The sequence below is a fragment of the Vibrio sp. AK197 genome, from assembly GCF_053903115.1.
Window position 1 is genome coordinate 2,685,472 of sequence record NZ_CP096430.1, and the last position, 14,775, is coordinate 2,700,246.

At 45.4% G+C, this 14,775-nt stretch carries 9 protein-coding genes; 6 read left to right on the forward strand and 3 right to left on the reverse strand.

Annotated features, from left to right (window positions below):
• The first annotated feature begins 84 nt into the window (after positions 1 to 84).
• The 5 genes from M1D72_RS19510 to M1D72_RS19530 all read left to right on the forward strand — a co-directional run bounded on the left by M1D72_RS19510 (position 85) and on the right by M1D72_RS19530 (position 7,110).
• The gene (locus M1D72_RS19510; protein ID WP_456296249.1) at positions 85 to 1,836 is read left to right on the forward strand and encodes a lysophospholipid acyltransferase family protein; all 1,752 of its coding nucleotides are present in this window, start codon (positions 85 to 87) and stop codon (positions 1,834 to 1,836) included.
• 99 nt (positions 1,837 to 1,935) lie between these two features.
• Entirely contained in the window at positions 1,936 to 2,874 is a 939-nt protein-coding gene (locus tag M1D72_RS19515) for a CorA family divalent cation transporter (RefSeq protein ID WP_456296250.1), read from the forward strand.
• A gap of 469 nt (positions 2,875 to 3,343) precedes the next feature.
• Positions 3,344 to 5,251 (forward strand): PTS mannitol transporter subunit IICBA, encoded by a 1,908-nt coding sequence (locus tag M1D72_RS19520; RefSeq protein WP_456296251.1) that lies wholly within the window; start codon positions 3,344 to 3,346, stop codon positions 5,249 to 5,251.
• Positions 5,252 to 5,382: 131 nt separating this feature from the next.
• Entirely contained in the window at positions 5,383 to 6,531 is a 1,149-nt protein-coding gene (locus M1D72_RS19525) for a mannitol-1-phosphate 5-dehydrogenase (protein WP_456296252.1), read from the forward strand.
• Between the two features lie 48 nt (positions 6,532 to 6,579).
• Complete coding sequence (locus M1D72_RS19530) at positions 6,580 to 7,110, forward strand: MltR family transcriptional regulator (RefSeq protein WP_390193817.1); 531 nt, start codon at positions 6,580 to 6,582, stop codon at positions 7,108 to 7,110.
• Between the two features lie 87 nt (positions 7,111 to 7,197).
• Here M1D72_RS19530 and M1D72_RS19535 read toward each other — a convergent pair whose 3' ends face one another.
• Both M1D72_RS19535 and M1D72_RS19540 read right to left on the reverse strand, forming a co-directional pair.
• A complete protein-coding gene (locus M1D72_RS19535; protein WP_456296253.1) occupies positions 7,198 to 8,892 on the reverse strand; it encodes a methyl-accepting chemotaxis protein in 1,695 nt (564 codons plus the stop codon).
• Positions 8,893 to 9,067: 175 nt separating this feature from the next.
• The gene (locus M1D72_RS19540; RefSeq protein WP_456296254.1) at positions 9,068 to 10,057 is read right to left on the reverse strand and encodes a Solitary outer membrane autotransporter beta-barrel domain; all 990 of its coding nucleotides are present in this window, start codon (positions 10,055 to 10,057) and stop codon (positions 9,068 to 9,070) included.
• Between the two features lie 194 nt (positions 10,058 to 10,251).
• Between M1D72_RS19540 and M1D72_RS19545 the strand changes: the two genes are divergently transcribed.
• On the forward strand, positions 10,252 to 12,828 hold the full coding sequence (locus M1D72_RS19545; protein ID WP_456296255.1) for a glycoside hydrolase family 3 C-terminal domain-containing protein: 2,577 nt from the start codon (positions 10,252 to 10,254) through the stop codon (positions 12,826 to 12,828).
• A 77-nt stretch (positions 12,829 to 12,905) separates the two neighbouring features.
• Here the strand turns inward: M1D72_RS19545 and glmS are convergent, their stop codons facing one another.
• Entirely contained in the window at positions 12,906 to 14,738 is a 1,833-nt protein-coding gene (gene glmS, locus M1D72_RS19550; protein ID WP_456296256.1) for a glutamine--fructose-6-phosphate transaminase (isomerizing), read from the reverse strand.
• Positions 14,739 to 14,775 lie beyond the last annotated feature (37 nt).

Consider the following 14,775-nt stretch of genomic DNA (forward strand, 5'->3'; position numbering starts at 1 on the left):
TCACTAAACACTCATTGAAATGCCGCGTAAGTGACACATGCATTTTTTACTCTCGACGAAATGAATCAGCGAGATGAATCCCTTATGTCACTAGTTAGCCCTTTTCGACTTCCTCGTAAAACACCATTTGCTCTTGGTGAAAATGTTGCCGAATGGGCAACCGGACTAAGTAAACTTGATAAGTTTTATGCCAAACGCCCCGTCGGTATCGATACTCAAGGTTTCTTACGTTTTACGTTAGAAGTATTAGGTATTGACTATCGAATTGCGCGAGGATCACTCAATAATGTGCCAGAAACAGGCGCGACGATTATTGTCGCCAATCATCCACTTGGGTGCGTCGAGGGAATCATCTTAGCGGAACTGCTGCTTATGCTCCGTAGTGACGTAAAAATCCTAGCCAATCACTATTTAAAAACCGTACCTGAGTTAGACCAACTGTTTATTGGTGTCGATGTGTTTGAGGGAAAACAAGCTCATAAAGCCAATCACCTTGCTCTGCGAGAAGCCCATCGACATCTACAACAACAAGGCCTGCTTTTGTTATTTCCTGCTGGCGAAGTCTCAACGATGGTCGATAGCAAACAAGGGCGATTAGAAGATAAGCAGTGGAGCCGCTCTGTCGCCAGTTTAATCCAATCCAACCATGCGACAACCGTCCCTGTATTTATTGATGGCCACAATTCAAAGCGCTTCTATCTTGCTGGGAAGGTACATCCCTTGTTACGAACCTTAATGCTCGGAAGAGAGTTGCTCAACAAACACAACCAATGTATTGATATTTCGATTGGCAGCGAGATAAAACCCAGAGAACTTAACCAACTTTCTGAGCACGCTTTAGTCGGCTATCTCAGGCTTAATACGTATCTGCTCCATCAGGACAACACGACCAAAACAGCCATCCGCAGCACGCAGCCAGAAAGCCCGATAGCCAAGCGGTTGCCACTCGATACTTTGCTTGAGGATTTAGCCAATCTGCCATTTCATCATAAGTTATTCACTCATCAAGATTTTGAGGTTTATTGCACGAAAGCATCAATGATTCCCGCTATGTTGCATGAAATCGGTCGAGTAAGAGAAACCAACTTTCGCGATGCGGGCGAAGGAACAGGCCATGGGCTCGATCTCGACGTCTTTGATCAGCACTATCATCACCTCTTTATTTGGGATCGAAAGGAGCAGCAATTAGTTGGCGCATATCGCCTAGGACTGGTTGATAAAATACTGACGCATCAAGACATTAATGGTCTCTATTCACACACCTTATTCGACTACAATTACTCATTTTTAAACAAAATGGGCAACGCGATAGAGCTTGGGCGCTCTGTTATTGCCAAACCGTACCAAAAATCGACGACCGCCCTATTGCTGCTTTGGAAAGGCATTGCCCATTTTATCTATCAAAACCCGCATTATACGCACCTGTTTGGCCCAGTGAGCATCAGCAATGATTACAGCGATCAAGCGCGGCAGTTATTGGTTCAAACATTAACCCAGCACTACTCTCATTCTGAATTTCAAGATGCGGTGACCGCTCGCACACCGTTTAGTGAGCGACAAACATGGTGTCCAGACATGTTAGCCGCTTTAAACGACGTTCAACGATTATCAAAAGTACTGAGCCGCATCGATGAAGGCAGAACCGTTCCGGTTCTCCTAAGACACTACCTCGGGCTCAATGGAAAAATCGTCAGTTTTAACCTTGATGCACAATTTAACCACGCGCTTGATGGACTTATTATGGTGGACTTAACCCAAGTGCCCGAGAAAACCTTACAACGCTACATGGGAGAGGAAGCAGCATGCCGTTATTTGACGATTCACAACCAAGTTTAACCTCAGGTATCTAAGCCCTAGAAGTCGCCACTCTTCGCTGGACAAAATAGAATTTGTGCCCACATAATCATTTAGTTAGCACTAATAATAGGATGTGATATGGGCTTTATGATAGACCACTGGGATTTTTCTGTATTCCCAGCGCAGCAACAACCTCTTGAAAGTGAGCCTTTACAAACGAATCACTGGTATCACTGTGAAAGGATGAGCCCTGAACTTCGCACTTGGTTGCTCGATAATGGCATTCCGGAAAGTACTGTCGACCAACTGCTGGCAGATGAGACGCGCCCATCCTTTCATCAATACGATGCGGATAATTTCATGCTGATTCTCCGTGGCATCAATATGAACAGTAACGATACGCCAGACAATATGCTCAGCGTTCGAATTCTGTATTATCAAGGTATCTTAATCTCGACGCGTAAAATTCCTTCCCGCTCAATTTTGGAAATTCGCCAAGCTCTTGAAAAAAAATCCGGACCTGGCGATCTCGCCGAATTGCTGCTGCAAATCATTGATGGCCTCAGCAGTAAAATCGATCTTTATTTAGAGGGGATTGATAATGCGATCAACGCGTTTGATATTAATGACAGTGAAACCTACAAAGCCATCGACACTCAAAAAGCCCTTCTAAGAATCAAACGCTTTATTCGCCCTCAACTGTATGCCATTCGTGATTTTTCTGAATCCGAGATTTCACCGCTGATACAGCACGAGCACCATGCTCATTACGCCCTCAACAACATTACCCGCATTAACGAAACTATCGATTTTTATTTGGGTGAACTAGACTTAATTCGAGATGAAATACGCCACCTTCGTGATGAGCAGGTAAACCAAAATAGCTACTTATTTACGGTCGTCGCTGCCATTTTTCTTCCAACCAGTTTTTTGACTGGCTTATTGGGAATCAACATCGGTGGTATGCCCGGCATGGAAGATGGCAATGCGTTTTGGTGGTTTTGCGCCGCTTTAATGGTGATCTTTGGTGCGGAAATTTGGCTTCTCCGATACCTCAAATTCTTTAACAAAGGCTAGTGACGTCAAACAAGATGTAAGAATAACGAAAAAACTTGTTAAAAAATTTCACGATTGAAGCTTTGGCGCTTTGATAGCGAGAGAACACCGAGTAAAAGCGCCTTAAAAAGTGACACAAATCACTATTAACCAGTAAATCTTTAAATTTAAATATAAAATAACGATCCTGATCACACTATTTTTTTATTAACAATAATAATAAAAGAGATATAGATCACCACCAAAGATATTGACAAATTTAGTTTCAGTTAAATGTAATTTATTTTCATGGTTAATAATTGAGTGTGATCACATAAAAAATTCTTTGTCACTCGGTTTTATTTGGAGTGGATCACGAAAACCCCGTCCTCAGCTCGAAATAGTAATTGTGTGGTAAATTGATTGGGAACTAAACAAACAATAAACGGTTTTGGCGAACCGTCACTACAACAAGATCTATATCTATCAGAACATCGAACGGGGAACTGTTATGATATCACCAGACGCAAAGGTCAAGATACAGAATTTTGGCCGCTTCTTGTCTAACATGGTGATGCCTAATATTGGGGCATTCATCGCTTGGGGCTTTATTACGGCTCTCTTTATTCCAACCGGGTGGGTACCAAACGAATCACTCGCCGCAATGGTTGGTCCTATGATCACTTACCTGCTTCCATTACTGATCGGTTATACCGGCGGTAAATTAGTGGCAGGAGAACGCGGGGCAGTTGTCGGCGCAATCACCACTATGGGTGTGATTGTCGGTGCCGACATTCCAATGTTTATGGGCGCAATGATGGCAGGTCCACTCGGCGGCTGGGCAATCAAAGCGTTTGACAAGAAAATCGATGGCAAAGTCAAAAGCGGCTTTGAGATGTTGGTAAACAACTTCTCAGCAGGCATCATCGGGATGATCCTTGCCATTCTTGCTTTCTACTTCATCGGGCCTTTCGTTAAGATTTTATCTGGCGCGCTAGCGGCTGGTGTAAACTTCTTGGTGTCAGCGAACTTACTTCCGTTAACCTCAATCTTTGTTGAACCAGCGAAAATTCTGTTCCTGAATAACGCAATTAACCACGGCATCTTCTCACCACTAGGGATTCAACAATCAGCTGAAACGGGTCAATCGATCTTCTTCTTGATTGAAGCGAACCCAGGTCCAGGCCTTGGAATTTTATTGGCCTACATGGTGTTTGGAAAAGGCACAGCAAAACAAACGGCTGGCGGTGCATCCATCATTCATTTCTTTGGTGGTATCCACGAAATTTACTTCCCATACATCCTGATGAATCCACGCTTGATTCTCGCAGCGATCGCAGGTGGTATGACAGGTGTATTCACTTTAACTCTGTTTAACGCTGGTATTGTGTCACCTGCTTCTCCAGGTTCGATTTTTGCCGTACTGCTGATGGCATCAAAAAGCTCGATCCCTGGTGTCTTGTGCTCAATAGCAGCCGCAGCCATTGTTTCGTTTGCCGTTGCCTCACTGCTGATGAAAACTCAGCGTAGCACTGGCGATGACGAAGATGCTTTAGAAAGTGCAACGTCTAAAATGAAAGACATGAAGGCCACTTCAAAAGGTGCGGCACCCGCGGCCTCAGGCAACATCAATATGGCGAACGTTAAAAGCATTATCGTCGCTTGTGATGCCGGAATGGGTTCGAGCGCAATGGGGGCGAGCATGCTACGCAAGAAAGTGCAACAAGCAGGCTTGAACATCGATGTAACCAATCTGGCGATCAATAGCTTACAAGATGGTGTTGATATCGTGATTACTCATAAAGATTTAACTGACCGGGCTCGTAAGCATGTTCCAAATGCACATCATATTTCTCTAACCAATTTCCTTGATGGTGATACATACAATCAATTAGTTGAAACACTACAAGCCGCGCAAAGTGGCAGTGCTCCAGTCGAAGCGACAACCGCAGAAACACCAGAGCAACAGCCTTCCGTGTTTCAAATCTCACCAAGCAACATTCATGTCGGCTTAACCGCGAATAGCAAAGAAGAAGCAATTCGCTTTGCTGGGAACCAGTTAGTTGAACTGGGTTACGTGGAACCAGAATACGTCGATGCTATGTTTGAGCGTGAAAAAATGGTCTCAACCTACTTGGGAGAATCGATCGCTGTTCCTCATGGTACCGTGGATGCCAAAGATCGCGTCATCAAGACTGGTATTGTGATCTGCCAATACCCACAAGGTGTGCAGTTTGGTGAAGATGATGATGACGTTGCGAAACTAGTTATTGGTATTGCTGCTCAAAATGACGAGCATATTCAAGTCATTACAACCATTACTAATGCTCTCGATGACCCAGAGGCCATCGAAAAGCTGACCAGCACGACAGACGTCCAGGATATTTTGAACATCCTAGCTGGCCATCAAGCCGCATAAGTGGCTGACGTAACGTCACCACTTTCAGAACATTGCTCGTTTCAATGCTCCTGAGCAATCTGAGGTCAAGCCATACCCCCTATGGCTTGCCTCTCCTTTCAATTCGTTAGTTATTTTTTGGTAGGTATAACATGAAAAACGCAGTTCATTTTGGTGCGGGTAATATCGGTCGTGGTTTCATCGGTAAACTCTTAGCGGACGCGGGAATCAAGGTTATTTTTGCAGATGTCAATGAAACCGTGGTCAACCTATTGGCTGAAAAACAGCAATATCAGGTTAAAGTGGTTGGAACAGAATGCCAAGTCGATACTGTGACCGGCGTCAGCGCCGTCAATTCAACGCAACCAGAAGTGGTTAAATGCATCGCAGAAACCGATCTGGTCACCACCGCTGTCGGGCCTAACGTTCTTGATATCATTGCTAAAACCATCGCAGATGGTATTGCTACACGCTTTGAGTCCGGTAATAAGCAACCGCTAAATATCATCGCTTGTGAGAATATGGTTCGCGGTACGACGCACCTGAAGGAAGAAGTACTGAAACACTTAGATACGAAATGGCATGCCCAAGCAGAAAGCCAAATCGGGTTCGTTGATTCGGCTGTTGACCGTATTGTACCACCAGCCGATGCAGACAGTCGCGATCCTTTGGAAGTGACCGTAGAAAGCTTTAGCGAGTGGATTGTTGATGAGACTCAATTTAAAGGCGATATTCCAGCTATTCCAGGAATGGAAAAAACCGACAACCTCATGGCGTTTGTTGAACGTAAGCTTTTCACATTAAATACTGGCCACTGTATTACGGCCTATTTAGGTTGCTTAAATAACCACGCAACAATACGTGAAGCGATTGAAAACCCTGACATTAAAGCGCAAGTAAAACAAGCGATGCGAGAAAGCGGTGAAGTCCTCATTCGCCGTTATGGCTTTGATCGTGATGCGCATGCCGCTTACATAGAGAAAATTCTAGGTCGCTTTGCCAACCCTTACTTGGTGGATGAAGTAGACCGTGTTGGTCGTCAACCAATCAGAAAATTAGGTGCAAACGATAGATTAGTGAAGCCATTACTCGGTACAATGGAATACAATACCGACAATCAAGCTTTACTTAAAGGCATCGCCGCCGCGTTTAAATATCAAAATGATGATGATCCACAAGCCGTGGAACTCCAAAACGCGCTGCAACAGCAAGGGCTCAGAAAAACACTCGCGCACTACACTGGATTAGATGAAAACGGTCCACAAGCGCAGCATATTGAAACCTTGTTCAATCAGTTATAAAGCTGTCAGAGGGAGCCTCGCTCCCTCTGTATAACCAATAATTTATGTATGGCAGACCAATTTAACGAAACCGACATCATCGAAAAACTCAATAGTGCGCCCTCGGTAAGAGGTTTCTTTATCGCTGCGGTTGAAGTGTTAAATGACTCCATCGATACGTTAATGCAAAGAATTTTTCGTAAAGATAATTTCGCGGTGCAGTCTGTTGTCGGGCCTTTGCTGCACGATACCGGGCCACTGGGAAATCTCTCGGTACGTCTCAAACTGCTGTTTGGACTTGGGGTCGTTCCCGACGCGATTTACCACGATATTGAGTCGATTGTTAAACTGAAAAACAAGCTCAATAGTGAAGCTCAAGACTATCAATTCAGTGATCCACTGATCTTGTCATCGATCCAAAGCCTCAGCCTCGTCCAACAAATGGGTATGATGCAGTTAGAGCCTCTCGAGCTTGATGACGATATTGATCTTAGCTTCTACCAGCTTCAACTTCAGCGCCAACAACAGGTGATCAAATCTGGGCTTTCCCTAGCAATCGTTGAGATCTGCAATCATCTCGACCGAGAAAGCCCTTTCTAATCATGAGTGTCGTCGATGCCGATCGGCGATTTTCAATGTTGATACTTACTCTTGATTTCCACACCCTAAGCCACAGAGCTTACCGCATCAAACGGCGCGTATTTTAAATTGCGCCATCAGTGTTTTCAGCCCATTCGCCTGCTGAGATAAATCTTCACTTGATTGCGCTGTCTCCTCGGCACTGCTTAGGACTTTCTCTCCTGCATCACGAATCCCAACTAGGTTTTGTGTCACCTCTTCAGACGTCACCGCTTGCTGTTCGCTGGCCGTCGCGACTTGAGTATTCGCTTCTGTCAGCTCATTCAAGGCAACAGCAATAATTTGGAATTGCTGCTCCGTAGCATCAATATGCTGGCAAGTTTTATGAATTTTTTCTTCACTTTCCGACAACGAATCAGCGGCGACATTAACGTTATCTGTCAGGTGTTTAATTAACTCACTGATTTCGTTTGTCGCTTTATGAGAACGCCCAGCTAAGGTACGAACCTCATCAGCAACAACAGCAAACCCTCGCCCTTGTTCACCCGCTCGAGCCGCTTCAATGGCAGCATTTAAAGCCAGTAAATTGGTTTGTTCAGCAATTCCCGCCACTTCAGCAATAAAGCGTTCAATTTGCTCAGTACTTTGCTGTAACTCCAACACTCGCTCTCGAGAAATTCTTCCTTGCTCAAGGAGCTCTTTCGCAATTTTTTGGGTGCTTAAAATCTCTTCACAACCGAGGGTTACATTTTGATCCGCTCGGCGGGTGGATTCAGCAGCGGATTCGGCATTACTTGCGACTTGAGTAATGGTTGCCGACATTTCAATCATCGCCGTCGCAACCATTGAAGTATTTTCTTGCTGCTCTTCGACACTTTGCCTATTACTTTGTGACACATGTGCAAGCTCAGTCACCGTGCTCGCGATAGAGTCGGAACGCTGATTAACTTCGCCCACTAGCTGACTCAGCGAAACAGCCATCTGATCAAGGTAATCTAACAGCTGACCAAGCTCGTCACGACTTTTGGATTTTAATTGATGAGTAAAGTTGCCTCGCGCCATCTCCTGAGCCATCACATGAGCTTTGTGAATAGTCGCGATAATGCGGCCACTGAATATGACCCCTATCAGTAAACCTAAAATAATCGAACACGCGGCGAGAATACTCATTCCTGTAAGAGCTTGATGTTCCTCTTTTTTCGTCACATCGACGGCAGTTTGCGTAATCGCCTCGATTTGCTGCATAAACACAATCAACTCTTTATCTAGTTGGTTTTGCAAATGTTCAAGTTCAATCGCATGCAGCTTGGCAGACTCAACTTGCTTTGATTCAATCTTGGTTAGCACATCCTGTAATAGCGCATCGTACTGATGATAATGCGCTTGAATACTGGCGACAAATTTCTCTAAGTTACTAAGTTTACCGATAACTTCCGAATCAAACGCATGCTGTTTGGCGGTAGTGAGAAGGGCATTGGCTTGCGACATTTTGTTCTCAAAACGCTGCGTCGCTGTTTTTATTTGATCAATAAATGCTTGCTGGTCTTGGAGGCTGAAATCATGAGGTACACTAGCGGCACGAAATAATTTTTCGACCTCAATCGCGGTTTGTAGCTGTTGAATAGACACCTCATTGGCGATCTTCACCAATGGAATATTTTCATCTGCAATGATATCGATTTCTTCTGCGACTCGGGCCATTTTCATGACCGCATAGGAAGAGACGATAATGGTAAAACCCAGAAGTATCAGCACCAAAGCCAGTAGTTTTTTTCTAATTGAAATATCCGTTATCCAGCGCATACACCCACTCTTTGGTATGAGAAAATTCGTCCTTTTATGAGCATAGACTAGACAATCAAAAACACAGGCCTGATTCTGTCTACCTCTTGCTCACTATCAAACCTGTGGCACAGAAAAACCATGCGACGCAAAAAATAAACGCCTAAGTACAGCGTATTGAAAATATGTTGGATATTTAACGTTGGTTCAAAAATAAAACGATGCCTCCTCCTTTAAAAGCACCACCGTAGTTCATACTCAATCCAAGACCGATATTATCGACAAAAGGAACATCAACGCTAGGAGCAACTAATCCTCCCAATGTGATTTGATAGTAGTGCGGAGCATCGAGCGATTTAACCACATCGCTTCCTAAATCCACTCTCTTAACCGAACTATACATCGAGATTTTGGACGACATTATCTCTGTCATATCGTAAAAAAGGTTCACACCATTGACGACATACCAGCCTTCCGGATTTCCCACATCACCATTGTTCGCTTCCCCCCAACCATACCCATAAAAATAGTGGGCACTGGAAAAGAAGTTCCAACTCCCCCATCCTGTATCATGTTGATATTGAACCTTGAGTTGAGGCTCATACACAATTGCCCAAGCGGATGTGTTGAAAATTAATCCATTTAAGAATGGCGCGACACTTTGTCCGAATGTACTCCTATAACTCACATCGTTTTGATAATGCATCAGGTGTGCTCTTAAGCTGGGTTCGAGTGACCATGAACGGCTCAATGCATAGTGATATTGGTATCCACCAGACACATCGATCATGAGTTGTGAAAAGTCATCACTACCGCTACCTTCATTCCACTGAATATCTTCTTTTGTCTGTGTAAAGGATAAACGGAAAAAGGCACTGGCATTCTGCTGATGCTCCAAATCCCATGAGTAGGGAAAAGCAAAAACACTATAAGCTTGGCGATTCTTAAGCGAATCTGTGGTTCCTAACTCAGGGTTGTCAGTATGCAGTAACCCATTCGGATCAAAATCCACCATGCCTAATGTAATAAAATCGCTGTCACTCAGCACGATTGCGGAAGCGAAATTAGCTTCTAAAAACTTTTCGATAAAAGAGTATCCCTCAGCTTGTGCTTGAGAGACTACGAAAAACAGAACTATCCATCTCCAATGAAGATTCACAATGCTTCCCATCAGACCTAACAACATATTCATTCGTATAAATATAGGTTAATGAGACAAGTGCCATTATGTAGCAACTAAGACGGCTAGATTCTCGCCTCGTGTTACCTCACATTTTTAATAATTTCACCCAAGGGCAAAAACTTCGCACCGAAGGAAAAAGTCGGCTTCGATGAAAGTGAATAGTATGAAGAGGACTTGATAGAACTCGGAGTATAATAATGTTAAACAGCAAGTTGAGTGTCCTTTCACTCGTTATCTCTGCCGCCCTTATCGCTGGCTGTAATGACAGCGACAACGATAATGACACCAATAATCCACCTACCCCGCCGAATGACTTGGAAGCTCAGGCTCAAGCTTTGGTATCGCAAATGAACTCAGATGAAAAATTGCATTTGGTCATCGGCCCAGGGTTTGGTACCACCGCAACTAATGATCGAGCGCCAGTATCAGGCACCGTTGGCTTTATTAATGGTGTACTAAATGATGAATCAGGCCTTGATATTCCAGCAACCAAATTGATGGATGGCCCTGCTGGCATTCGCATCAACCCAACACGCGAAGGTGATGCCAACACCTACTATGCAACGAACTTTCCTTCAGCCACCGTATTGGCCTCAACTTGGAATACTGACTTAGTTGAACAAGTCGGTGAAGCCGCGGGGGAAGAAGGCCATGACTATGGCGTAGACATTTGGCTCGCCCCAGCAATGAATATTCAACGCCACCCGCTCGCAGGCCGTAACTTTGAATACTTTTCCGAAGATCCTCTGATCAGCGGCATGATGGGCGCTGCCATTGTGAATGGTGCGCAAAGTCAAGGCATTGGGACAACCATCAAACACTACGTCGCCAATAACTCAGAAACCAACCGTCGTACAGCCAATACCGTGATCACACCTCGTGCCCTACGTGAAATCTATCTGCGCGGCTTCCAATATACAGTTGAACACGCTCAGCCTTGGGCCATGATGTCATCTTATAACTCCGTCAACGGCACCAATACTGGCGAACGTTTGGATCTCATGACAACGGTCGCGCGTGATGAATGGGGCTTTGATGGCTTTATTATGAGTGACTGGTGGGCAGGATGGAATCCTGTCGAGATGCTAAAAGCGGGCGTTGATGTGATAGAGCCCGGTGGTCAATGGCGATTTGGCCACAGTGACGATTGGTTTCCTTATATTGAGGCGGCCTATGCATCAGGTGAACTCACCGATGCCGATCTTGATCGTAATATCGTACGTATCTTGAAACAGGTTCTGAAAACGCCGAGCTCCCAAAACTATGCATTTTCAAGCAATCCTGATTTAACCGCCCACGCCGCGGTCGCATTGCAAGCCGCAGAGGAAGGTATTGTACTACTGAAAAATGACAACAATGCCCTACCGCTTTCAACGGCAACTCACACCATTGCGGCCTTTGGTACTGGTCAATACGGTACATTACCCGTTGGCGGCGGCAGTGGTTCGGTGAATGCTGAAAACATCATTAGCATTAACCAAGGACTCAAAGATGAGGGGTTTGCTGTCAACAGTGCACTTGATGAGGTCTACAGCGGCGCTTACGCAACCCGCAGCCTTGAAGGCTCAATGGATCTCTCAGCCAACGACTTCAACCCAGCAAAATACTGTGAAGGAGGCACATCTGCAGGCGAAACCAATCTCGGTGGTTTGTTCGCAGTATGTCGTGAGCTGGACCTGACCGATGAACAAATTAGTGATGCAGCAGAGAATAGCGATGTGGCAATCATAACCATTACTCGCAATACAGCCGAAGGGGCGGATAACGAAGAGCATGCGCTCGAGACAGACAGCGATGGCAACAGCAATCCAATGTCTGAAGGTTACTACCTTAATAGCGTAGAACAGTCGCTTATTGACCGCGTATCCAGTGCCTTCCATGCACAAAGTAAAAACGTCGTTGTGGTTCTCAATGTGGGCAACTCGATGGATACAGCCCAATGGCGCGATCAAGTCGATGCAATTCTAGTGGCTTACTTACCCGGTCAAGAAGCTGGTACAGCCGTTGCTAACATCGTATCCGGTGCGGTCAACCCTAGCGGTAAACTCGCGCAAACCTTCCCTTTAGATCTTGAGAAGGTATCAAGTTATTCTGAAGACGGCGGTTCATTTCCTGGTATCTATGAGGAAAACTACATCAACGGCGGGCCCGATGATGTGCCTGAGTTAAATTACGACGACCAAGTCTTAGCGAACGATGATCATCGTGATTTTAACCAGTACTTCAGTGATGACATTTACGTAGGTTATCGTTATAACACCACCTTCGATGTCGATGTGGCTTATCCATTCGGCTATGGTTTGTCATACACGGCTTTCTCATTGGACAATCCAGCCGTCAGTGCAAATACACTGAGTGATGAAGGTCGCGATGGCAGCGTGATCTTAACCACAACCGTGCGCAATACCGGAGGGTTTGCTGGTAAAGAGGTCGCCCAGGTCTATATTTCTGCACCTGAAGCTCGCCTTGCGAAACCGCAAATTGAACTCAAAGCGTTTGCTAAAACGGACCAGTTAGCAGTGAATGGGCAACAGCGCTTAACATTTACCATTCCAGCTGCCGACTTAGCGAGCTTTGATCCACAAACCAACCAATGGATAGTCGAGCAAGGTCAGTATCAAGCCTACATCAGTACGTCGTCTGACGTGACCGATGTTCAGCCAGTTAGCTTTGCGGTTAATCAGGATATTGTTGTCAGTGACACCACACCGGATACACTCCAGCTACAACCTGAATACGCGGGTGAATTAAACTCACGCTTACTCACCAAATAATGCGCTTTACGCTAAACCTAAACGTAAAAGAGGAGACCTTAGGTCTCCTCTTTTTTTCATCAATACGCGACGACGGATTACTCAACCGTTACCGCTTTTGCTAAGTTACGAGGTTGGTCAACATCCGTACCTTTGATAAGCGCAACGTGATAAGACAGCAACTGCATTGGGACTGTGTAGAAGATCGGCGCCGTGATTTCACTCACGTGTGGCATTGGAATAATCTTCATCGTGTCATCTTCTTCAAAACCGGCTTGCTCATCCGCAAATACATAAAGTAAGCCGCCGCGAGCTCGCACTTCTTCAACGTTTGATTTCAGTTTTTCTAGCAGATCATTATTTGGCGCAATCACCACAACAGGCATATCCGCGTCAATTAATGCCAGAGGCCCGTGCTTCAATTCCCCTGCCGCGTAAGCTTCAGCGTGAATGTAAGAGATCTCTTTTAACTTCAGCGCCGCTTCCATCGCGATTGGGTAGTATTCGCCACGTCCAAGGAACAAAGTATGATGCTTGTCAGCGAAATCTTCGGCCAGCGCTTCAATCTGTTTATCAAACGCCAAAGCGCTTTCAATCTGCACAGGTAGGGCGTGAATCGCTTCAACGATTTCCGCTTCTTTTTCACTGCTTAAACGACCTTGCTCTTTACCAATTGCCGTTACCAGCATCAGCATCGCTGCTAATTGGGTGGTAAACGCTTTGGTCGACGCCACACCGATTTCAGTGCCTGCACGGGTCATAAACGCAATATCCGACTCGCGTACCAATGACGAACCCGACACGTTACAAATCGTCATAGCAGCCATATAACCACGCTGCTTAGCGATCCGAAGCGCCGCCAAGGTATCCGCCGTTTCACCAGACTGAGATAGCGTGATCAACAGGCTGTTTGGACGCGTGACAAAGTTACGGTAGCGAAACTCTGAGGCAATCTCGACATCACAGCTCACACCTGCAATATCTTCAAACCAATAACGAGCAGCCATGCCTGAGTTGTATGACGTACCACAAGCAATGATTTGTACGTGCTCAACTTTACTCAAAATTTCAACGGCATTAACACCAATACTTTCAGTGATCACTGAGTTATGGGTAATACGTCCTTCCATTGTACCTTTGAGCGCAGTCGGCTGCTCAAAGATCTCTTTTTGCATAAAGTGACGGTATTGACCTTTATCACCAGCGTCATGCTCTGCATTCGATTCAATAACTTCGCGCTCAACCGCTTTGCCTTGGCTATCAAATACCTTCACTTCGCGGCGGGTCATTTCAGCCACGTCACCTTCTTCCAGATACATAAAGCGACGAGTCACATTCAGTAACGCCAGTTGATCCGATGCTAAGAAATTTTCACCAACGCCAAAGCCAATCACAATCGGGCTACCAGAACGTGCCACGACGAGTCGAGTTGGATCTTTACGGTCGAAAATAACAGTGCCGTACGCGCCTTCAAGCTGAGCGGCAGCGCTTTGAACGGCTTCACGCAGTGAAGAAGCACTGCGTAGCTCCCATTCGACCAAGTGGGCAATCACCTCGGTATCGGTTTGAGAAACAAACTCGTAGCCACGCGCTTTAAGGACTTCACGCAATGCTTCATGGTTTTCGATAATCCCATTATGCACAACGGAGATATCACCTGAGATGTGTGGATGAGCATTGATTTCCGAAGGCTCGCCATGCGTTGCCCAACGTGTATGGGCAATGCCCGTACCACCAACTACGTGTTGCTCATCAATGGCATCAGAGAGCTCTTGCACTTTGCCTAAGCGACGAATTCGAGTTAGATTTTGCTTGTCGTCTACGATAGCCACACCCGCTGAGTCATAGCCTCGATATTCCAAACGACGTAAACCTTCAACCAAAATTTCTGCGACATCACGCTGAGCAACCGCCCCTACGATTCCACACATAAATTATTCTCCACTATTCCTAAATACCGATTTACTT